The organism is Companilactobacillus kedongensis (assembly GCF_003946625.1).
Classification (GTDB): domain Bacteria; phylum Bacillota; class Bacilli; order Lactobacillales; family Lactobacillaceae; genus Companilactobacillus; species Companilactobacillus kedongensis.
In genome coordinates, this window is record NZ_RHOR01000013.1 from 23,194 (window position 1) to 45,763 (window position 22,570).

Genomic DNA, 22,570 nt, shown 5'->3' on the forward strand with positions numbered 1-22,570 from the left:
AGCATGATTTATTTCGTATGGCTACTGTTTAGTTTGCAATCTAAAACTTCAGTTAAATCTTGTAATTGTTCTACTTTTTCATCATTTTGAATACCTCTTAGATCCAAATTATTTAATTTTAGATGATCATTTCTAACGACCCAGAAATTAAAAAGCGGTGCACTGATTTGATATTCACCACGCTTTTTAACGATACCTGTAACAAACTTTCCACCTATCTTTGGTAGTGGAAAAGAATTTTTCTTGTACAAATACTCTTTATGTGTGACATCTTTTGAAAAATTACCTTCGATATCTATTTCAATTTCATCAGCAAAACCAAATCCTGACGGAAAATTTGTTGTTATATAGTGACTAGTTTTTTTGCCCGACAAAACTTTATCGACTTTCACCTGCACCGTAGTAGTCGGAAAAATTGTTTGATGTTTGTTCTTCTTATAGTCAATGACTGTACCCAGAATTATCGAATCATTTTTCTTCTTTAGATCATGCCAAGTCAAAGGTTCATTGCTATAATCCATCATCCCAAAGCTTGGATAGTATTTAACTTTTGTAGTCTTAGCCTGTTGATTCCAACGCTGCTTATTTTTAGATATTGCAGACTGTTGCTGTTTATTATGCTGACAGCCGACCAGCAGTAACATCGGCAAAATTACCCAAAATATTCTCTTCATATAAAAAATAATAGCAGGACTAAGATAGCCCTGCCATTATTTGTCAGTATGTATTTTTATTATCTAAACAATACTTATTACAAACCAGATCACATTCCAAATAGTAATTTTGATTTTATTAGATTGATCGACTTTTAAATTTTTCCAGTTGAGCCAAATCATTGAACCAGCTCCGATTATTCCAATGATCAACTTTTGCCAGATACTAGCATCTTTACTTATGATAATAAAAGCCAACGAACTTAAGATACTAGTCACGGCTAATCCTATAGTTGTGTTGATGAAAACTACTTTCATATCAGCTTTAGTATTCTTCAATAGAAGATATGAAATACCATATAAAATGGCAAAAGCGACTGTTGCCTCAATAGCAAAAATCAAGAATTTGAATTTCATAGCTGCCATTGGTGCCCCAGAAATATTCTTATCCCCCAAAAATAACGTGATGATATCTAAAAAGAAATAAATTAAAAATATCCCTACTAAACTTACTTTATCTAATCCGTATAACTTTTTCATAACGCCCTCTATTCTTCCTTAAGTAATCCTACAAGTGATGATTTAGCAGCTTTATTTGATGGAATAAAGCCGAATATCAATCCTACTGCTGTTGAAACTGACAACGACATAATAATTGCATATGCTGTTACAACTGCCTTGAACGGTAAGAAATGATTGATGATCGACACTAATCCGTATCCTAAAGCAATACCGATCAAGCCACCGATGACACAGAGAATAATACTTTCAATTAAGAACTGATTCCTAATATCACCTGAAGTTGCACCGAAGGCACGTCTGATACCAATCTCTTTCCTACGTTCTGACACAGTAATATACATTACGTTCATAACACCAATTCCGGCGATAAGTAATGAAATTCCCGCAACAAAAGCCACGAAGTAAGTAATATTATTCAGTGTCTTAGTAAAACTCTTAGTGATTTGATCAGGATGCGAAACTTCATATTTACCTAACTTGTCATCCTCACCAAACTTTTTCATCTCATTAAGAGCACTTTTGCCAACAACTTTCTTACTTGCTGAACTTTGAACATAAATTTTAGCTTCGTCTTGTGATATCTGACTAGCAAATAATTGCTTAAAAGTCGTTTTAGAAACATAAATATCAGGACGATAATTAAAGTCCCCGATTTTATAAACGCCACTGACCACAAAAACATTATCATTGATAACTAGTCGTTTGTTCAAAGCCTTGTCTTTAAAGATCTTATCAGCCAAATCTTTTGAGATAAAAATATTGCTAGTATCATCAGCATCTAAAGTTGATCCAAAACCTTCAGATAGCTTCAACTTTTTAGGAATCTTATTCAAGTTTGCGGAAGCCTTTTTAGTCTGATGTTGGACTGTCACACTGGCTTCAGGATTACTACTAGTCAATTTGACATGATCAACACCTTTAATACCTTCTAAAACTGACAAGTCATTTCTCGTAAAACCACTCGTCGTATCATCGTCTGATGATGGTGTAAAAGCCAATGTTACACGATTCTTAGTGTTGTGATCCTGCAAGCCTTTAGTCTCAACACTTGTAAAGCCGTCCCCAATGGCCAAGATACAAATAACACTGGTGATACCAATAATTATTCCTAACATTGTCAAAAAATTTCGATTCTTATTCTTACCAATTGATTTGAGTGCGATCATAACTTTATCTAACATTATCTTTTCACACTCTTTTCATTATTATATAAACGTCCATCGCGAATAAAGACTGTTCGCATTGCATAGTCAGCTACTTCACTATCATGAGTAACCATAATGATCGTTGTTCCTGATTCATTCAGATCAGTAAAGATATTCATGATCTCTTTACTCGTTTTGGAATCTAAAGCTCCTGTGGGCTCATCTGCGATAATTAAATTAGGCCGATTAACAATTGCCCGAGCAATGGCCACACGCTGCTGCTGCCCACCAGAAAGTTCAGATGGAAGATTTTTCTCTTTTCCTTCTAATCCCACTTGTTTGATAACAGATTCAACTAATTCGCGTTTGTTAGTTTGTTTTTGTTTGCTATAAATTAACGGAATTTCAATATTTTCATAAACACTATAAGTCGTTAATAATTTGAAATTTTGGAAGACGAACCCTAATTGATCACCACGAATTTTTGATAGGTAGTTATCATTAGCATCTTTGTAGGATTTTTCTTTTAATAAATATTCGCCAGTATAATTTTGATCCAATAATCCTAAGATATTGATCAAAGTTGATTTCCCCGATCCAGATGGACCCATGATAGCTAAAAACTCACCATCGGCTACTTCCAGATCAATATTTTCTAAAGCGACGAATTTACCATATTTCTTACCAATATCATTTACTTTGAGCATCTGATCACCGCCTAAAACAAGACTAGCTTATCGCCGGCCTTGATATTTTCTTTAGTGTAGTAATCATTGCCATGCTTAGTTAGATTCAAGATGATCTTATGTTTCTTATTCTTCTTTAGAAGATAAACTGTATCTTCATCCTTAACTGCACTAGCGGGTATCTTATAGCCTAAAGACTTATTCTTGATTTGCACGTGCATACCATAAGGCAAGGTTTCTTCAGTACTTACTTGGAAATGGTAGTAAGAAACAGCCCCTTTGTTGTATGGAATGGCATCTTTTTGTGAATACGTACCGGTAATTTCTTTACCGTTATTCTTTACGACCGTAACGTCTTTACCGACTTTAACTTTGTCCAAGCTAAATTCGTTTACGTTACCCAAAATAACTGGATTACCATAAATATAGCTGTTACCTTCGCTGTCTTTATAGTAAGTTCCAGAGATAGGTGCAGTAACTACACGATTCTGTTGCTTATTGAGTTTATTCAACTTATCCTGTGCATCTGCCAAACTCTGTTGATCTTTAGCTAATTCAATTTGATCATCAACTGATTTAGTCGTATTCTTATTAGCTTCTTGAATAGATAAGTTGATCTGTCTGATCTCTAAATTGACACTATTGATCTCTCCAGACATATCTTCATAAAAACTGAAGATCGTCTGCCCCTTCATAACTTTTTGACCATTAGTAACCTGTGTTGAAGCCAATACCTCATCAGTCGACTTAGGCTCGGCACTAACTGTATTTTTTTCATCAGCTTGAACAACACCGGTGAAGTAATTTGTGTCCTGAGACTTTACCATATAAGTAGTGTATTTGGGTTCAGTTGCAGTTCCCTTTCCTAGAGCCAAAAATATAACTATAGCGACTAAAAAAACATTGATGCTCCAGATAGCAATTTTGATTTTCTTCATATAATTCTCCCCATACATAGATAGCTTTAAGAATAACAGCTCAGCTTTTGAAATCAAAATCACTCAAAAAGCGCAACAACAACTATTGGCTTAATACAGTTGTTATTGCGCTTTTTATACTTAATAAATTTATATATATTGAATATTAGATCAATTTATAACGTTTTCGTTGACGTTTTGCCAATCTTTAAGCAGTCACTGCTTTGGAAGCTTTAACTGACCTTTTTGAACTGGATAAACGTTTTAGTCCAATTCCTGTGAAGCCACTGAGGATTGAAAGAATTGGTGATAATAAACTGAAGAAACAGAATGGCAAGAACTCTAAGGTTGGTACACCAAGTGTGTTAGCTGCAAAGGCACCGGCAACACCCCAAGGGATCAAGTAATTGATAACTGTACCACCATCTTCAAGAACACGACTTAGAGCTAGATTATCTAGTCCACGTTTGTTGAAAGTTTCTTTGAAAGCTTTACCAGGTAAAATAACTGATAAGTATTGTTCACCAACGAAGATATTAACACCGATACCTGAAAGAATTGTAGCTGTAACTAGTGGACCTGAAGTTGTTAAACGTTTAGCAAGTGGTTGCATGGCTGTTTGAATAACATTAAACTTCATCAACAAGCCACCTAGAGATAATGTAAGGAAAATCAATGAAACTGTACCCATCATAGAACTGATACCACCACGAGTAAGTAATGCGTCAACACTAGCATTTCCTGTTTTTGAAACAAAACCTGATTCGATAAATCCAGCAACAGATTTAATTGGTGTAGCAGGATTTTCAATGAAGATCATACCGATAGTAACTGTAATATTTAAAATCAATGTAGCAATTGCAGGAATCTTCATAATGGCACAAGCGAACAAGAGAACGATTGGTAAAATTGCCCACCACGTAATTGTAAAGTTAGCATTTAAAACATTTAAAGTTGTATTAATTTTTCCTAAACTAGCACCTGAACCACTATTACCAATAACTGTGTACAAGATAAGTGAGATCAAGAAAGCTGGTATTGTTGTCCACATTAAGTTTTTAATATGTGCGAAAAGGTCTGAACCAGCAATAGCCGAAGCTAGGTTAGTTGAATCTGAAAGTGGTGAAGTCTTATCACCGAAGATAGCACCGGAAATAATTGCTCCAGCAACTAAAGCTGGATTAACACCGAGTGTTGTTCCCATTCCGAAAAGTGCGATACCGATAGTTGAAATAATAGTAAAAGCACTACCAATTGAAGTTCCAATCAAAGCACAAACTAGAAAGACTGAAGGAACAAACCATTGTGCTGAAATCATGTGGAATCCAGCTACCATCATTGATGGAATGATCCCGGCTGCGATCCATGTTCCGATCAAAGCACCGATCAAGATAAAAATGAATATAGGAACGATCCCGTTTTTAACACCGTCCATAATACCGTTATGAATATCATCCCAACTGTTCTTTCTGATTTTGGCCCAAAGGATGATTAAACCGATAACTACCAAAACTGGAGTTTGTGGTGAAAGTCCAAATTTGATAACACCAGTACCTAAAACTATTAACATGATTATTAAAATTGCCATTGATTCTCTAAAACTTACTTTGTTTTCCATAATATAATCTCCTCGAATTTTTTGCTATAAATCGTCGAATCAATATCGAGGATTACCGCCTGAAGTTTCCATATCATTTACCCCCTAAATATAAAAAAAGCCGTTCCTGTTATGTCTAAATAACAGGGACGACTTTTACCGTGGTACCACCCAATTTGAGAATAGTCTTAAAACTATTGCTCCACTCTTGAGAGATAACGGCTCTCTTTTTTACCGCTTGGATAACCAAGTCGTGTTTGGTATTTCTATACTATATCCTGACCGGTTCGCATCAACCACCGGCTTTCTTACGCACAGATACAGCATTACTTAGTTCAAACACTTAATTTGTTTATGTGATTGATATGAATATTATCAGTCTTTAAATTATAAGTCAAGCCATTTTCTTAATAATCTTCTAATTTTATTTATTACTTAAAATGAAATTAGCATTTTTCAAAAGTTTGTTCAAAATCGTATCACTCACTCTTCCGACCACTTCTCCATTTCTAGAGTCAAAGTCAAAACAGGAGAAGTTTATTGTGGAGATCATACCATGAACGCCACTTTCCTGATCAGCAAATGGTACAAATAGACTATTATTTTCAAGCATTTTTGAGCTCGAAGTAACCCCCATACCAAGAACTAAACCAGTTTTTTGATTATATTTTTTATTTGAGATAACAATCATTGGCCTTCGGATGTTACCACGTTTAGAGTCATGTCCGCCCATTTCATGGCCTGAGTGTGGTTCATAATCGATATATATTATTGCCCCTTGATCAATCACATTCTGCCTCCAAATATTTAACTAAATAATCTCTTTACCGACAGCACGACCACCATCAATAGGAAAATCCAGTTCTTTTTTTATTGCTTCAAAATCATAATTATCATACTCTCCTGAAAACCAAGGATTTTGTTCTGCAGGTTTATAACTGATACTTCCGTCAGATTCTTTAATTGCTTCAACCATCTCATTCTCAGAAAATCCTGATTCTTTTGGAATGGTTACAATTAGAGAATTTCCATTTTTTCTAACTTTGAATTTACCTAAATTAACCATTTCTTTCATAACAATAACATCCTTTCAAAAAAAACGTTCCATGTACATACTATATATGTACATGATTTATAAGTATACGTTTTTGCTCAAAAAAAGGTCTGTGACATAATTATCTTCATCTTAAAAATGCAGCATAAACGTGTAACAAAACATACCTTTTTCCTCTTAAAGCAAATGGCTCCAGTAATCCAAAATCAGATTACTGGAGCCATTTGCCTTAATGCTCGAAAGCTGACCATATTTTGTCACACTCTCATAATTCTTAAGCCATACGATGATCAATATATTTTGAAAGTAATGATAGTGCGTAACATACGACAAAGTACATTACGGCCATAATTACAAAGACTGGAATAATATAATTAGGGTTTTGTCCGTACACTACTTGACCATGTTGCATCAATTCTGGCACCACGATAATTGTTGCCAAAGATGTATCCTTGATCAATGAAATAAACTGACTTACTAGTGCTGGAATCATTTTCTTGTATGCTTGCGGTAAAATAACATGCCACATAGCTTGTCCTAATTTCATACCTTGGGCACGAGCGGCTTCCATCTGACCAATATCAACGGCCAAAATACCCGAACGAATAATTTCAGCAATCATCATTGATTCAAAGAAAGTCATCGCAAGAATGGCAGCTGGAATGGTATCCGGTTTAAAACCAAATGCAGGTAATCCAAAGTACGTGAAGAAGATGATCAACAGTAATGGTAAATTACGAACAACGTCGATAATAAAACCGATGATCCTTGAAAAATAAGGAATTTTAGCATATCTAATGATCCCTAAAATTGATCCAAATATGAAACTCAATATAACCGAAATTACGGAGATAAGAATCGTGATCCCCAACCCTTGGAGTAGGAATCGTATATTGATCCATGAATAAGCATCTATCCAATTTTGCATAATACGTCCCCCTCTAAGCTAATTTTCTTTCTAGATGTTGCATATAGTAACTGATTGGCAAAGTAATAACTAAGTAGAACAAACCAACTACGATATACGTATTTACTGTTTCAAATGTTGTTGATGCAATCGCATTTCCTTGATACATCAAATCAAATCCAGCAACAAAGGCTAGAACAGATGAATTTTTGACCAAGTTAATGAATTGATTACCCAATGGTGGAATTACCAACTTAAAAGCTTGTGGTAAAACGATATAACGCATAGCTTGCCAGAAAGTCATACCTTGAGCACGAGATGCTTCCATTTGTCCGATATCAACTGAATTGATACCTGAACGAACAGTTTCAGCGATAAAAGCCGAAGTATAGATCGTCAAACCGATAGTTCCGGCAGTAAAACCGTTAATTTTAACAATGTATTGTGGAATTACTAAGTAGAAGAACATCGTAATAACCAATAGTGGAATATTACGGAAGATCTCAACATAAACATTCCCGATAACACGAGCAGTTTTACTAGGCATAACCTCCAAAATTGCAAAGAGGGAACCAATGATCAAACTGAAAAATAAGGCCACAAGACTGGATAAAACTGTCCAGCCAAACCCAGAAATAAACGCTGACCAATTATCTACAAGTAGTTTTATCATTTTCTGAGCACCTCCTTATAGTTGAATCCTGGAACGTTTCCAAACCACTTCATGATCAGTTTGTTATACGTACCATCCGCAATAACTTCTTTAAGGCCTTTATTGATAGCCTTCTTAAAGTCTCCTTGACCCTTGTTGATACCGATACCATAAGGTTCAGTTGTGAAGGCACCACCGACTAATTTATAGCCAGGATTTTCAACTGCTAAACCAGCTAAGATAACATTATCTGTTGTCATAGCTTCACCTTGACCAGACTTCAAAGCCGATAGAGCTTGCGCAAAGTCAGGCAATTGTAATACTCGAGCCTTAGGAGCTATCTTATGAATATTCTCAACTGAGTTTGCTCCAACGGCACTTGTAACAGTCTTACCGTTTAAATCACTAACCTTTTTAATAGATGAATCTTTTTTAACTAAGATAGATTGTCCGGCACTGAAATATGAATCAGAGAAATCAATAACTTTCTTACGATCTGGCAAAATAGACATTGTTGCGATGATCGCATCAATATTACCGTTCTTCAGTAAAGGAATTCTAGACTGTGACGTAACAGTAACGAATTTAGTCTTACCATTCTTACCTAGGACCTTCTTAGTGATAGCTTTAGCCAAGTCGATTTCAAATCCTTTTTCTTGGCCATCTTTAACATCGATCAAACCAATCAACTTTTGATCGGCCTTAACTCCCCATGTAATGGTGTTAGTTCGCTTGTCGTTTTCTAAAACATTTTGAGATGACAGTGGTTGAGATCCACAGCCAGCCAACGTCAAGACAAGGAGTAAAGACGTAATCAAAAGTGTTACATATTTAAACCTTTTCATATCTGTTACTCCCCTCTAATGCTTAATAATCTTACCTAAGAACTGACTAGCACGTTCATTTGTAGGGTTCTTGAAGAATGTTTCAGTCTCGTCATCTTCGAGAATTTGTCCGTCAGCCATGAAAATAACACGGTTGGCAACTTCTTCGGCGAAGCCCATTTCATGAGTAACGATGAGTGATGTCATATCACTTTGACTTGTAACATACTTAATAACACCTAAAACATCATCGATCATTTCAGGATCAAGAGCACTAGTTGGTTCGTCAAAAAGCATACAACGAGGCTTCATAGCAAGAGATCTAGCAATTGCCACACGCTGAGCTTGACCACCAGAAATCTGTGAAGGCATATTATGAGCTTTATCTGCTAGTCCAACTTGGTCTAACAAGTTCATAGCCATTTTCTTGTTTTCAGCTTCATTCAACTTCAAAACAATTCTAGGTGCTAACATGACATTTTCTAGAACATCTTTATTAGCGTATAAATTAAAATGCTGGAATACCATACCAACATCCGTTCTAATTCTGTTAATATCAGTTGTTTTGTCGGCAATATCACGACCATTAACGATAAGCTGTCCTTCTTGAATAGTCTCCAAACCATTAACTGTTCTGGCTAGAGTACTTTTACCAGAACCAGAGGGTCCGATCAAAACAACAGTTTCCCCCTTATCAATCTTTAAGTTAATGTCCTTTAGTGCATGAAACTTTCCGTAATATTTTTGCACGTCACGAAATTCAATCATTGATGACATAAACTTTTCTCCCTTCTTTTTCCCTATATAATTCTTACTGAAAAAAATGTATTAAAGAAATTTTAATGTTTTAAAAAACATTTAGCAACAAAAATCGTTTAAATGACCCAATTTGTTCGGGTTACTCCCCTCCGATTAAAATCACCTAATCACTGTGATACCACCGTTTGTATGCGATTTAAACCTCTAAATTGAATTTTTATATTTTTTGAAACTTTTTATTCGTTTTTAAGAATAAAGCTATTCCCGAACATAAATTAAATTATTTCTTAAGTAGTTTTATTAAATAGGCCTAATTTCAGAAAGCTAAATGAAAATCATTTTCATAGACAAATAAAAACTCTTACTTATTCCATATTGAACTACACCCCAATAATTGGAGTTCATATTGGAAAAAATAAGAGTTTTTGTTTTAGGGGAAATTTGTTGAGGATTTCTCACATTATTTAACGAGGGATTGCTCCTCATTTGAGGAGCTGGGGTCTAAAGAAATATTATTCCGTAGACCCCAGTTCCCCAAAGGGAACTATTTTAGAACGATCTTCTTGTAAAGATAACGTGTGACAAAGTAATAACCTAAATACAAGACGATGAAGATTCCAAAAGGTATTTCAATATTCATATATGGCTTGATCAAAATCTTAGAAAACATCTGCAATCCGATCAAAACGTGGATGATACCTAATCCAGCTGGAACTGCGAATAAGACTGCAATTTCTTTGTTGATATTTGAGCGTAATACTTTAGTCCTAGTACCGATCTTGTAAAGCATGTTATAACGCTTAACGTCGCTACTTGCACCGGACAATATCTTAAACATCAGACAACTGGCCAGCATAGCTAGAAAGGCGATTCCTAAGAATAATCCCATGAATTCCAATCCGGAGAAAAATCCGTTGATCAAAAGATAACTATCATACTTACTTGCTCCAGCTTGCTTAAGCTCTGGGAAACGCTTCTGCTCAGCTTGGTTGATCTTCTTTATTTGAGTTAAATTTTGCTTAAACGAATCTGTTTTGACGAGTGTCAAACTGTTAGCTTTGGCATTAATAGTGTCGAATTTATTTTTATCGACCATTTCAACCTTAGCAGTTCTGTATCTTGGTAAATTATTATTCAATAATTCATAAGACGCATCGTCTTTAGGTTTCTTAGTTGAAGCCGTCTCACCGACCATCGATTTCATGTTAAATTTTTGATATTTGAACGGTACCTTTTCAAACTCGTCTGACTGATAATAAATCGTATCATCTTTAAATTTGTAAGCGTAAGTCGTTTCTTCTTTAACATTAAGTTTATCAATTCGTTCTTGTTGAGCATCATTAATATTGTTGACCGTTACATCATAATAGGCTTGTCCATTAACGACCGTCGAAATTTGATTTTGGAATCCCATTCCTACAGTGATGGCACCTAATGCTAAAGCAAACATGATCGAAACCATCGATAAGATCTTAGTATAATCAGAAATTCTGAAGCTTAATTGTGACAAGGTGAAATTATTAAGTCCCTTTTGAGCAAATTTCTTATTCTTTTTGAGAGCTGTTATAACAGTTGTAATAACGGCATTGATCATAAAGTAAGTTCCAATAACGATTGTGAATAAGGCTACCGGCACACCTAGATAAATCAAAACAGGATTATGACCCATCATGATTATTGCTGTGTATCCAATTGCTAGAAAGACAATTCCTAAAATAACTTGAAAAGCTTTTAAAAATTTATTCTTCTTAATACGAACTGGTTGGCTATCCATATGTAGCAAAGTCAACACTTTCGTAAGACGAAGAGAAATAGAATTCTTCAGAGCTGAAAAGATAAATATCACTATAAAAAAGGCAAATGTACTTAGTAGTGCCGGCACGTAGAAACTATTGAAATGCTTAACTTGCATATCTAATGATTTGATGATCAATTGACTGACAAATCCAGTCGCTACGATACCTATAACGGTACCGATCAATGTAGCAATAGCGCCGATAGTAAAGGTTTCTACAAAAATCATTCTAGAGATCTTACTACTCTTGGCCCCTAACATCATAAACATTCCGTACTCTTTTTGACGCATACTAAGTAAAAATCCATTAGCATAATTGATATAGACTATCGTTATGATCGCAAGTAATACCGCTCCAAATCCATAGATAAAACTTGTAGCTGCCGCAGGTGAATTTGCATTTAAAAATGAACTATTGGTTGCAAGCGACATGAACATGTAAAAGATTGCTGAAGCAATTATCAATCCAGAAAATAGGACACTATAATCACGCATACGATGTTTAATGCCGCTTAAAGCTAATTTATTTAACAATTTTTTTCTCCCTCCTCTTTAATCGGCAAACGTGCCAAGTGAATCTAAGATTTCTTGATAAAATTCACCACGAGTATGATCTTCTTTTTTCAATTCCTGACCGATCTCACCATCTTTGATAAAGATAATCCGGTCACAATAACTGGCTGAAAATGGATCGTGGGTAACTAAAAGGATCGAAACATTATCTTCGTGATTGATCTTGCTCATAGTATCCAATAAAGCTCTGGCACTCTTTGAATCAAGTGCCCCAGTTGGCTCATCACCAAAGACGATCGATGGATCATGTACCAATGCACGGGCAGCCGCAACTCTCTGCTTCTGTCCACCTGATAATTCAGTTGGATAGTGATTTAAGATATCAGTTAGACCTAATTTTTTGGAAATACTCATAACCGCCGGATCAATTTTTTTGGAACTTGTATTCTGTAGTGCCAACGGCAAAGCAATATTTTCGTAAGCTGTTAAATTTTCCAAAAGATTGAAGTCTTGGAAGATGAAACCTATTTTGTTAGCACGAAAGTCAGCCATTTCATTAGTATTCAATTTTGTTATGTCTTGTCCGCTGATCTGAACTTGACCACTTGTTGGAGTATCTAAAGTAGATAAAATGTTTAATAACGTTGTTTTACCTGAACCAGATGCCCCCATGATGCCGACGAACTCACCAGGTTCAACGTCAAAATTCACATCTGATAAAGCCTTATATTGTTTTTCATCAGCCTTACCATATATTTTTTCGATATTTTTTACTTCTACGATTTTTTGCATTCGATCTCTCCTCCATTTGATATATCTATCTTATGAAATATTGAGTTTAAAGTCGTTTGATTCTCCTTACACTTTCTTACAAATTTGTAAGTTTGTTTGCCGTCTCCAGGGCAGAGAATTTTTACCTGCTGTGCGGAACCGTCCTGAGCCTTGGTCTCAGGACTCGATTTGAAGCCTTACCACAAACCGGTAAGTCTCCAAAATCGCCCGATGGTGTAATGGCTCACGCCATAACGCCATTCTCACAGCTGGTAAAAATTCTCTGCCCTTCCGACTAAATTAACTGGATATAAAAAAGAACAATACCACTATGATAAGTAATATTGTTCTTCTTATTTACTTGTTAAAATTGAGATACATCTCGATAGTCCCAACTGTGTTGAACATGTAATCCTACTCGATTACCTATATCGGCGATTATCTGGATATAGGTTTCTTGTTTTTTATCAAAATGGATTCTTCTAGCCATTCCTTCAGCATAAATAAAATACGCTAGTCGATGCATTAACACTGGATCCATTTTATCGTTATCTGATTTATTATAAGTTCTCAATAGAACTTCTTTTGTGTTTTCAAGTCTCGGATCGTCTGATTTAGCTAAACTATTATACAGATCATGAACGGCCATCTTCCCCTTATTTAGCATGATACATCTCCTACCTTATTCAGTTTTCATTGTATCATCTTAATAAACCGTTTTCTTCTTGGCAGTTTGCCAATTAAACAATCTCTGGATTTTGCTCAACTAAATCTTTATAGAAGTTAGCATTTGTCATACTAATGTATGGAATTACCCAAATATAGGCTATTCCAAAAGTAATCGAACCCAAGAGAAACCAACCAATGTAGCTAAGTTGTAGGACAAAATAACGCCATTTATTTCCATCCATCAATTGACGGCTCTTAGTAATATAGTCGGTAAAAGTATACTTGTCCCCGTCGCCCCTTGCCTGAATGTCCTTATAGACGTACATCGTCTGTGAATAAGATAAAACTTTGATACATCCTGGAATAACTAATAATAAAAGCCATAGATACGTAAAGAATCCCTTTATAAAACTAATAACAATTATTCTCCACCAGTCTGGATTGCGATAGTATGTAAAATTACTCTTGATCGGTGAAAAATCTAACTCAGGATCTCTCAACCAATCTAGACTTCTGAAATAGACTGATTGTTGCAAAACTAAGTACAGCAGTCCGATAATTAACAAAAAGAAGCTCTTCTTTAAGATATTAAACATAAAATAATTATAGTCGTAAATGACACTTAAATTATTGAATGAAACTCTCTCATAGAACGTCAGCATTACAAAAAATAAAATTGGTATCATGTAGAGCAATAAGACTTTTTCAAGGTCCTTTTTAAATAACCGTTTAACGTCCTTCTTTAATTCTTTTCTGGTGCGATAATTTTTCATGTTTAGTGCTCCCTTCCACCTCTAAAATCATACTAGAGAACCACAATGAACAAAAGACTGTCGCCTTTCTTCCTATTATGGTGCGTTTTATCAATCCATGTTATTATTTAAGCAGACTATCGAAAGGATGGACCCCGCACATGTGGTTAGAAATAAGATTGATAAATACCCCTATTTCAAACAAATAATTAAACGGCATTAATACCCTGGGGTTTTGGTGCCACCAGGAGGATACATGAAAGAATTAAATAACATAAAAGAACGCGTTATTGTTGCCGGAGTCAGCCATCTACAGCCTGATTTCGAATATACAATGGAAGAACTGGCTTCATTGGTTGAAGCAAACAACATGGAAGTTGCTGATGTTATCAAACAAAACGTTAATAGTGTCAGTGCTAAAACCTATTTTGGTTCTGGTAAAGTTACCGAAATCAAAGAAATTGCCAATGCTGATGATGTTACGACTATCGTCTTAAATGACGAACTAACACCATCACAAATCAGAAACTTAGAGAAAGAAACTAAATTGAGTTTTATGGATCGTACAGAATTGATCCTTCAAGTCTTCTCTAACCGTGCTCATACGAAGCAAGCAAAGTTACAAGTTGAAATTGCCAAATTACAATATCAATTACCAAGAATTCATCCATCTGGTAATCCGCTGGATCAGCAATCTGCTTCCGGTGGACTAGCTAACCGTGGTGCCGGTGAAACTAAACTAGAATTAGATCGTCGTGTGATCCGTAAACGCATTACCTATTTAAAGGATCAACTAAAAACCGTCGATCAAACGATCGATGTTCAAAGTCGAAGACGTACCAACACAGCTATGCCGCTAGTTTCATTAGTCGGTTACACAAATGCCGGAAAGTCGACAACAATGAACGGAATCTTGAATTTTAATAAAGAAGATTCTGATGATCGTAAAGTATTTGAAAAAGATATGCTATTCGCTACATTGGATACTAGTGTGAGAAAAATCGATCTTGAAGATAATACTAGTTTCCTACTATCAGATACCGTTGGTTTTGTTAGCAAGTTGCCTCACAATTTGATTGAATCTTTCAAAACTACATTAAAAGAAGCCAAAGATGCTGATCTACTAATTCAAGTTATCGATGTCAGTGATGAACATTGGAGAAACATGCTTGAAGTTACTGAAAAGACTCTTAAAGAAGTCGGTGTTAAAGATAAACCTATGATTTATGCTTTCAACAAGGCTGACCTCAAACCTGATCAGGAATTTCCAAGTATCGAAGGCGACAATATCTATTATTCAGCTATAGATAAGAAGTCGATCGAAACACTAGTCAATTTGATCAAGCTAAAGTTATATTCAGACTTTAAGACAGTAAATCTTATGATCCCTTACGATAAGCAAAAAATTGCTGAACAAGTATTGAGAACTTCTCAAGTTATCAAAAAGGAATTCTTAAATGAAGGTTCACTGATCACGGCTAATCTTAGTCCAGATGAATTGGCTGAGTATGGGGAGTTTGTTTCAGAATAACCGCCTACGGGAGAGAGGTATTCGCCTGCAGTAGGACCGGTACGAGCCAAGGTCTCGTACCTCGATTCCAAGCTTTGCTTTCGCAAATCTCGGAATGCGTCCATTCCGTAAGACGTCTACGACGTCCAACGGAATTTTTACTGCTGGCGAAACCTCTCTCCCTCCGGCTCGATCGTAGTTTTATTCAAAAAAGAACTAACTAAAAATACAAAATGGAATTTTAATGGCTATATCTCAGATTCAAAAGAGATATAGCCATTTTATTGTGTCTAACTACAAAAACAAGGAGCCGAAGGCTACGAGTGATGGAACCAGTTGTGCAAGTGGAGTCGAACAGTACGTTCATACTCCACCGACGATTCTGAGATTTGCGAAAGCAAAGCTCAAAATCGAGACTCCAGACCAAGGCTGGAGTCGGTCGCATAACAGGTGGAATCACTCGTAGCCTTCGGCGGAACACCCCTAAAATAAAGTTTTAGGCATTTTATGCAACATTTTATTATCCTTTAACAAAATATTAGAGGTTTTTTAATAAAAAGTTCTTGTATTTAATGTTTTATGGTGTACTCTAATTATTGTGATGCTTTTAGGGAGGTTAAGTAATGAAATTTAAAAAGTATTTGTTAGCACTATTTCCGCTCTTTGCGATAGCGCTGATTTTGTCTGGCTGCGGTTCTAACACCGAAAAAGATGACAAGAAAACACTTGCCATAAGTTCGAATGATGTTATCGCAACTATGGACTCATCAATGAATACCGATGTCATCGGTTCGCAAAATCTATCCAATACAATGGAAGGTTTATACCGATTTGACGGTAAAAAATTGCAGCCAGCTATGGCCAAAAAAATCGTCAAACCAACTAATAACGGTAAAACCTACACGATTGAACTGCGACATACCAAATGGTCTAACGGTAAACCCGTAACGGCCCAGGATTTCGTTTACGCATGGCGCAGAACTGTTGATCCAAAGACAGCTTCTGAATATGCCTACATTTATAGTGGAATAAAAAATGCTGATAAAATCAGTGCTGGTAAGAAACCAGTTAACACTTTGGGGATCAAAGCTCTTAATAAATACAAGCTCCAAGTTGATCTAGAAACACCAATTCCATACTTCAATGCTTTGGTGGTAAATTCACCATTCCTACCATTATATAAGCCGGCTGTCGAGAAGGCTGGTAAACAATATGGTCTAAAGAGTACTGGTATGGTCTTCAATGGTCCATTTAAGTTAATTAATTGGAACGTTTCTGATAATGACTGGACTGAAGTTAAAAATAATAAATATTGGAATGCTAAAAAAGTTAGATTGAATAAGCTTGAATACTACGTTGTTAAAGATGCAAATACTGGTCTAAATCTTTATGATACTAACCGTATTAATCGTCTCCAACAAATCAGTGGTGATACTGCCCGTCAAGTTTCAAATTATAAAACATTTAGCTCTGAACAGACTGCAAGTAACTATTATTTGGAATTAAATCAAAAGAAATATAAATTCTTTAGAAATAAGAAGATCAGACAAGCTATTTCAATGTCGATCGACCGTCAACAATTAACTCAAAATATCTTAGGTAAGACTGGTGGTATCGAAGATACTTTAGTACCAGAAAAGATGTCTTACAATCCTAAGACTGGTACCGATTTTACTAAGGAAAAGACCTTAGATTCTGTAAACAAATATTCAGAATATAATCCTAAACTTGCCAAGAAACTTTGGAAAGAAGGAATAAAAGAAACTGGTCAAAAAGATCTCAGCTTTACTATTTTAGGTGACGATACTGATGCTGCTAAGAAACAAGATGAATTCCTTCAAGGCCAATTAGCAAAGAATTTACCTGGAATCAAAGTTTCCTTGCAAAATGTTCCATTTAAGTCACGTTTGGATAAATCTATCAGTGGTGACTTTGACATGGTTGTTTCAGCTTGGACAGCTGACTTCCCAGATCCAATCAGTTTCCTAAGCTGTTTTACATCTGATAGTTCAATTAATGATGGTAAGTATTCTAATAAAGCTTACGATGCCTTAGTTAAGAAGAGTATGACTACTGATGCAAACAACGAAAGCGCTAGATGGCAAGATATGCTTGATGCAACTAAGATCTTAACTGAAGATCAAGGTGCTGTTGCTCTCTATCAACTTAACCAAGCCAACTTGACTAAATCTAATGTTAAAAATTATCGTATTTCACCAAATGGCGGCTATAACCTTGTTACCGTCTACAAAAAATAATTAAAGTTAGGGAGATTAAATATGGCAAAATATATTCTTAAAAGAATTCTTTACCTGTTTTTGACCCTATTCATAATTGCTACGATCACCTTCTTTCTAATGAAGATGCTACCTGGTACACCGTTCTCTAATCAGAACCGTCTTTCACCAGATCAATTAGCAATCGTTAAAGCACAATATGGATTGGATCAACCAATATTTATTCAATATATTCGTTATATAGGTGGACTATTCCAAGGAAACCTTGGAACTTCATTCCAATTTAATAATGAACCCGTTACACAACTAATTGGCCAACGTTTAGCACCTTCAATGCAAATTGGTGCTCAAGCTATGATACTTGGAACTATTCTCGGTATCTTGCTCGGTGCCGTTGCTGCCATCAGAAAGAATTCATGGGTCGATACACTAGCAACTTTTGTATCAATTCTAGGCATCTCTATTCCTTCATTCGTTTTGGCTGTTTTACTACAATTCTATCTAGCCTACAAATGGCACATCTACCCAGTTGCTCTATGGGATAACTTCCAATCAAGTGTTCTACCAACAATTGCTTTAGCTGCGTTACCTTTAGGTAATGTTGCCAGATTTATGAGAACTGAAATGGTTGATGTTTTGAGTAGTGACTATATCGAGCTTGCTAAGTCAAAAGGTAACTCTGAATGGCAAGTTGTTATCAAACATGCTCTACGTAACTCATTGATCCCAATCGTTACTATTATTGGACCTATGGCTGTTTCAACTATGACTGGTTCAATGGTTGTCGAGAATATTTTCTCGATCCCCGGTATCGGTGAACAATTCGTTAAATCAATTACAACTAATGACTACCCAACTATCATGGGACTAACGATCTTCTATTCATTCTTATTGATTTTAGTCTTCTTAGTTGTTGATATTTTATATGTACTTATTGATCCAAGAATCAGACTAGGAAATGGAGGTAATGACTAATGGAAATTCCTCAAATACCCAAGGATAAATTCAAATTATTAAATAATGCGGGTAATAAGGAACAAGAAAAGATCGGCACACCCGCACTAACTTATATGCAAGATGTTCGTCGTCGTCTTTTCAAAAATAAAGTGGCCGTTGTTTGTTTAACACTGCTAACGATTATTGTCTTCATCTCTGTTTTTGCCCCAATCATTGCACCATATAATCCTAATGCTCAACATGCTACTCTATCTAACCTTCCTCCAAAATTAGGTAACCTGAATATCCCCGGATTTAACGGTTATCAAAACATGGGTGGAAAGATGGTCGATGCCTATGCTCAAGTTCACGCTCCTAAAGGCACTTACTACCTACTTGGTACTGACTATCTTGGCCGTGACCTATTATCAAGAATTATCTATGGTACTCGTCTTTCACTTATTGTTGCCGTATTGGCTACTTTAGTTGACCTACTGATCGGTATTCCTTACGGTATCGTTTCAGGTTGGAAAGGCGGAATGACTGATAACGTTATGCAACGTATCGTTGAAATCGTTTCTTCAGTTCCTAACTTGATCGTGGTTATTTTGATGATGATCATCTTAAAACCTGGTCTTATCTCAATTGTTTTAGCTATTGCTATTACTGATTGGGTCACAATGGCCCGTCTGATCCGTGCGCAGACTTTCCAGCTTAAAGAGCAAGAATATGTCCTTGCAGCACGTACTTTAGGTGAGTCTTCAACAAAAATTGCTACAAAACATTTGATTCCTAACCTATCTTCAACAATCATTATTCAAACAATGTTTACAATTCCAAATGCGATCTTCTTTGAAGCCTTCTTAAGTTTCATTGGTATTGGTATCCCCGCGCCAAACGCATCATTAGGTACATTGTTATCTGACGGTCAAAAGGCCTTCAGATTCCTACCATATCAAATGTGGGCTCCAGCAATTATCTTGAGTATCATCATGATTGCTACTAACTTACTAGGTGATGGTCTACGTGACGCCTTTGACCCACAATCATCAGATTAATAACTAAGGAGAAAGAATAAGCAATGGATAAAATTCTAGAAGTAAAAGATCTGCATGTTAACTTTGCTACCTATAATGGTACTGTCCAAGCTATTCGAGGGGTGAATTTCGATCTTGCCGCCGGTGAAACCTTAGCTATTGTTGGTGAATCTGGTTCTGGTAAGTCGATCACTGTTCGTTCTATCTTGCAGTTGCTTGCAAAAAATGCAGATATAAATAAAGGAACGATCCTCTATCATGGAGAAGATCTTCTCAAAAAAAGTAAAAAAGAAATGGATGCCATTCGTGGAAATAAAATTTCTATGATTTTCCAAGATCCTATGACATCCCTTGATCCAACAATGACAATCGGAAAACAAGTTGCGGAACCACTTTTGATCCACAACAAAGTTTCCAAAAAAGAAGCTCTAGGACGTGCCGAAGAAGTGCTACGTTTAGTAGGTATCCCTAATCCTAAAGAGAGAATGAATGATTACCCTCACCAATTCTCTGGTGGTCAAAGACAACGTATCGTTATTGCGATTGCTATCGTTGACTATCCTGAAATTTTAATTGCCGATGAACCAACAACAGCTCTTGATGTTACCGTTCAAGCTCAGATCATCGACTTATTAAAAGAGTTACAACAAAAAATCGGTACTGCTATCATCTTTATCACCCATGACCTTGGTGTCGTAGCTGGTATTGCTGATCGTGTAGCCGTTATGTATGCTGGTAAATTTGTTGAATATGGTTCCGTTGATGAAGTCTTCTACAATCCTCAACATCCCTACACTTGGGGATTGTTAGACTCAATGCCAACCTTGGATACAAGTGAAGATGATCATTTGAATTCAATTCCCGGTACACCACCTAACCTACTCAATCCTCCAAAGGGTGACGCTTTTGCACCACGTAATGAATACGCCATGCAAATCGACCTCGAAAAACAACCACCATTCTTTAAAGTATCCAAAACTCACTATGCTGCAACTTGGCTCTTACACCCAGATGCACCAAAGGTGACACCACCAAAGGGTATTCAAAAACGCTTTGAAAAATTTAAGAAGTTAGGAGATAAATAATGGCCGAAGATAAAGAAGCAATTGTCCAAGTCAAACATTTAAAACAATATTTCAATATTGGTAAACCTAACGAAGTAAAAGCTGTCGATGACGTTTCCTTTGATATCTATAAAGGTGAAACTTTTGGGCTAGTTGGTGAATCTGGTTCTGGTAAGAGTACTACCGGACGCAGTATCATCAGACTCTATGATCCAACCAGCGGACAAATCTTGTTCAATGGTAAAGATATCAGTAAGATCAAGAGTCATGGTCCACAGATGAAGAAATTCCGCCGTGAAATGCAGATGATCTTCCAAGATCCATACGCTTCCTTGAACCCTAGAATGAAGGTCAAAGATATCATCGCCGAAGGCCTTGATGTGCATGGATTAGTCAAGAACGATGACGAACGTGACAAACGTGTTCGTGAATTGCTCGATATGGTCCACTTGAATCCAGAACATATGACACGTTACCCATATGAATTCTCTGGTGGTCAAAGACAACGTATCGGTATTGCCAGAGCTTTGGCAGTTGATCCCCAATTCATTATCGCTGATGAGCCAATCTCAGCCCTTGACGTGTCGATTCAAGCACAAGTCGTAAACCTGATGCAGGACATTCAAAAAGAGCAAGGATTAACTTATATGTTCATTGCCCATGACCTTTCAATGGTTAAATATATCAGTGATAGAATCGCTGTTATGTACCAAGGAAAAATCGTTGAATTGGCTGATGCCGACGAGATTTACTCTCATCCACTTCATCCATACACGAAGAGTCTACTTTCAGCAATTCCAGTTCCTGATCCCGAAATTGAGAAAACTCGTCAAAGAATCGACTTTGACCACAAGAGTTCTTTCCATAAAGGACAAAAATTGCAGGAAGTCATGCCTGGACATTTTCTATACTGTGACGACACAAAAGCAGCTACATTTAAATAAACCCAAAGCGTGTGATCTTAAATTGATCACACGCTTTTTTTGTAATTTAACATACAACACAAAAAATCCCGCATCGTCTAAAGATGCGAGATTACTTTTTAAAATATATATCTGGGGAGGAAATATATTTTATTCGTATATATAGGGGATTATTTAATTAGGGGATTAAATAAGGATTTTTCAATTTATGAAGAAAATTTTTTCAGGGATCATTTAGAAACTAGGTCATTCACCTCTTTGCTTTTTGACTATGCTTAAATAATAACGTCAAAATATGAAGAGGTTATTTTGAAACTGCGACTAATTAACTAACAATCTGTGAAGAAATTGTGAGGTCAGACTATCTATCGATTCCGTATATGCAATTATTATACGTCCAAGATAAAATATCTTCCATATCGTCAGTATTGTAGTAATTTGAAAGTAATTTATTAAATTGTTCCATTCTCATCACTCCTTATATTTCCCGTTACCTTTAAGTATACAAAAAAAGTAAGAACATACCCATGCAGGCAAGTTCTTACTTTCATTCTTGTGAATATATCTGGGGAGGATATATTGTAATTGTTTTCTCATATCAGGGATTATTTAATTAGGGGATTAAATTTATAAGTAAAAGTATTTAC

The 22,570-nt window shown here is 36.0% G+C and carries 22 protein-coding genes; 6 read left to right on the plus strand and 16 right to left on the minus strand.

Annotated elements, in window-relative coordinates; translation table 11 throughout:
* Nucleotides 1-8: 8 nt before the first annotated feature.
* The 16 genes from EKM60_RS08140 to EKM60_RS08215 all read right to left on the minus strand — a co-directional run bounded on the left by EKM60_RS08140 (nt 9) and on the right by EKM60_RS08215 (nt 14,237).
* The gene (locus tag EKM60_RS08140) at nt 9-674 is read right to left on the minus strand and encodes a hypothetical protein (protein ID WP_125714302.1); all 666 of its coding nucleotides are present in this window, start codon (nt 672-674) and stop codon (nt 9-11) included.
* Nucleotides 675-737: 63 nt separating this feature from the next.
* Nucleotides 738-1,193 carry a hypothetical protein gene (locus tag EKM60_RS08145; protein ID WP_125714304.1) on the minus strand — a complete coding sequence of 152 codons (456 nt, stop codon included), beginning with the start codon at nt 1,191-1,193 and terminating at the stop codon, nt 738-740.
* 8 nt (nt 1,194-1,201) lie between these two features.
* A complete protein-coding gene (locus EKM60_RS08150; protein WP_125714306.1) occupies nt 1,202-2,356 on the minus strand; it encodes an ABC transporter permease in 1,155 nt (384 codons plus the stop codon).
* Nucleotides 2,356-3,027, minus strand: a complete 672-nt coding sequence (locus tag EKM60_RS08155) for an ABC transporter ATP-binding protein (RefSeq protein ID WP_125714308.1) — start codon at nt 3,025-3,027, stop codon at nt 2,356-2,358. The genes EKM60_RS08150 and EKM60_RS08155 overlap by 1 nt, the downstream gene beginning before the upstream one ends.
* A gap of 11 nt (nt 3,028-3,038) precedes the next feature.
* Complete coding sequence (locus tag EKM60_RS08160; protein ID WP_125714310.1) at nt 3,039-3,944, minus strand: efflux RND transporter periplasmic adaptor subunit; 906 nt, start codon at nt 3,942-3,944, stop codon at nt 3,039-3,041.
* A 187-nt stretch (nt 3,945-4,131) separates the two neighbouring features.
* Nucleotides 4,132-5,541 carry a Na+/H+ antiporter NhaC gene (gene nhaC / locus EKM60_RS08165; protein ID WP_125714312.1) on the minus strand — a complete coding sequence of 470 codons (1,410 nt, stop codon included), beginning with the start codon at nt 5,539-5,541 and terminating at the stop codon, nt 4,132-4,134.
* 403 nt (nt 5,542-5,944) lie between these two features.
* Complete coding sequence (locus tag EKM60_RS08170; protein WP_125714314.1) at nt 5,945-6,310, minus strand: type II toxin-antitoxin system PemK/MazF family toxin; 366 nt, start codon at nt 6,308-6,310, stop codon at nt 5,945-5,947.
* Between the two features lie 21 nt (nt 6,311-6,331).
* Nucleotides 6,332-6,595 (minus strand): AbrB/MazE/SpoVT family DNA-binding domain-containing protein, encoded by a 264-nt coding sequence (locus EKM60_RS08175; protein WP_125714316.1) that lies wholly within the window; start codon nt 6,593-6,595, stop codon nt 6,332-6,334.
* Nucleotides 6,596-6,848: 253 nt separating this feature from the next.
* Nucleotides 6,849-7,502: an amino acid ABC transporter permease gene (locus EKM60_RS08180; protein ID WP_125714318.1), complete on the minus strand. Its 654-nt coding sequence runs from the start codon at nt 7,500-7,502 to the stop codon at nt 6,849-6,851.
* Nucleotides 7,503-7,515: 13 nt separating this feature from the next.
* Nucleotides 7,516-8,154: an amino acid ABC transporter permease gene (locus EKM60_RS08185; protein ID WP_125714320.1), complete on the minus strand. Its 639-nt coding sequence runs from the start codon at nt 8,152-8,154 to the stop codon at nt 7,516-7,518.
* Nucleotides 8,151-8,978, minus strand: coding sequence for a glutamate ABC transporter substrate-binding protein (locus EKM60_RS08190; RefSeq protein WP_125714322.1), 828 nt, complete (start codon nt 8,976-8,978; stop codon nt 8,151-8,153). The genes EKM60_RS08185 and EKM60_RS08190 overlap by 4 nt, the downstream gene beginning before the upstream one ends.
* 15 nt (nt 8,979-8,993) lie before the next feature.
* Complete coding sequence (locus tag EKM60_RS08195) at nt 8,994-9,725, minus strand: amino acid ABC transporter ATP-binding protein (RefSeq protein WP_191988851.1); 732 nt, start codon at nt 9,723-9,725, stop codon at nt 8,994-8,996.
* Between the two features lie 535 nt (nt 9,726-10,260).
* Nucleotides 10,261-12,045 (minus strand): FtsX-like permease family protein, encoded by a 1,785-nt coding sequence (locus EKM60_RS08200; RefSeq protein ID WP_125714326.1) that lies wholly within the window; start codon nt 12,043-12,045, stop codon nt 10,261-10,263.
* Nucleotides 12,046-12,063: 18 nt separating this feature from the next.
* Nucleotides 12,064-12,816, minus strand: coding sequence for an ABC transporter ATP-binding protein (locus EKM60_RS08205; protein WP_125714328.1), 753 nt, complete (start codon nt 12,814-12,816; stop codon nt 12,064-12,066).
* A gap of 343 nt (nt 12,817-13,159) precedes the next feature.
* Nucleotides 13,160-13,462: a bacteriocin immunity protein gene (locus EKM60_RS08210; protein WP_125714330.1), complete on the minus strand. Its 303-nt coding sequence runs from the start codon at nt 13,460-13,462 to the stop codon at nt 13,160-13,162.
* A gap of 73 nt (nt 13,463-13,535) precedes the next feature.
* Nucleotides 13,536-14,237 carry a DUF975 family protein gene (locus EKM60_RS08215; RefSeq protein ID WP_125714331.1) on the minus strand — a complete coding sequence of 234 codons (702 nt, stop codon included), beginning with the start codon at nt 14,235-14,237 and terminating at the stop codon, nt 13,536-13,538.
* A 235-nt stretch (nt 14,238-14,472) separates the two neighbouring features.
* On the opposite strand from EKM60_RS08215, the gene hflX reads away from it, so the two are divergent.
* The 6 genes from hflX to EKM60_RS08245 all read left to right on the plus strand — a co-directional run bounded on the left by hflX (nt 14,473) and on the right by EKM60_RS08245 (nt 21,944).
* The gene (hflX, locus tag EKM60_RS08220) at nt 14,473-15,747 is read left to right on the plus strand and encodes a GTPase HflX (RefSeq protein ID WP_125714333.1); all 1,275 of its coding nucleotides are present in this window, start codon (nt 14,473-14,475) and stop codon (nt 15,745-15,747) included.
* Between the two features lie 602 nt (nt 15,748-16,349).
* On the plus strand, nt 16,350-17,984 hold the full coding sequence (locus tag EKM60_RS08225) for a peptide ABC transporter substrate-binding protein (RefSeq protein ID WP_125714335.1): 1,635 nt from the start codon (nt 16,350-16,352) through the stop codon (nt 17,982-17,984).
* 21 nt (nt 17,985-18,005) lie between these two features.
* Nucleotides 18,006-18,938: an oligopeptide ABC transporter permease gene (gene opp3b, locus EKM60_RS08230; protein WP_125714337.1), complete on the plus strand. Its 933-nt coding sequence runs from the start codon at nt 18,006-18,008 to the stop codon at nt 18,936-18,938.
* Nucleotides 18,938-19,957 (plus strand): ABC transporter permease, encoded by a 1,020-nt coding sequence (locus EKM60_RS08235; RefSeq protein WP_125714339.1) that lies wholly within the window; start codon nt 18,938-18,940, stop codon nt 19,955-19,957. Before opp3b ends, EKM60_RS08235 begins: the two co-directional genes overlap by 1 nt.
* A gap of 23 nt (nt 19,958-19,980) precedes the next feature.
* Complete coding sequence (locus EKM60_RS08240; RefSeq protein WP_125714341.1) at nt 19,981-21,021, plus strand: ABC transporter ATP-binding protein; 1,041 nt, start codon at nt 19,981-19,983, stop codon at nt 21,019-21,021.
* A complete protein-coding gene (locus EKM60_RS08245) occupies nt 21,021-21,944 on the plus strand; it encodes an ABC transporter ATP-binding protein (RefSeq protein ID WP_125714343.1) in 924 nt (307 codons plus the stop codon). The genes EKM60_RS08240 and EKM60_RS08245 overlap by 1 nt, the downstream gene beginning before the upstream one ends.
* Nucleotides 21,945-22,570: the final 626 nt, after the last annotated feature.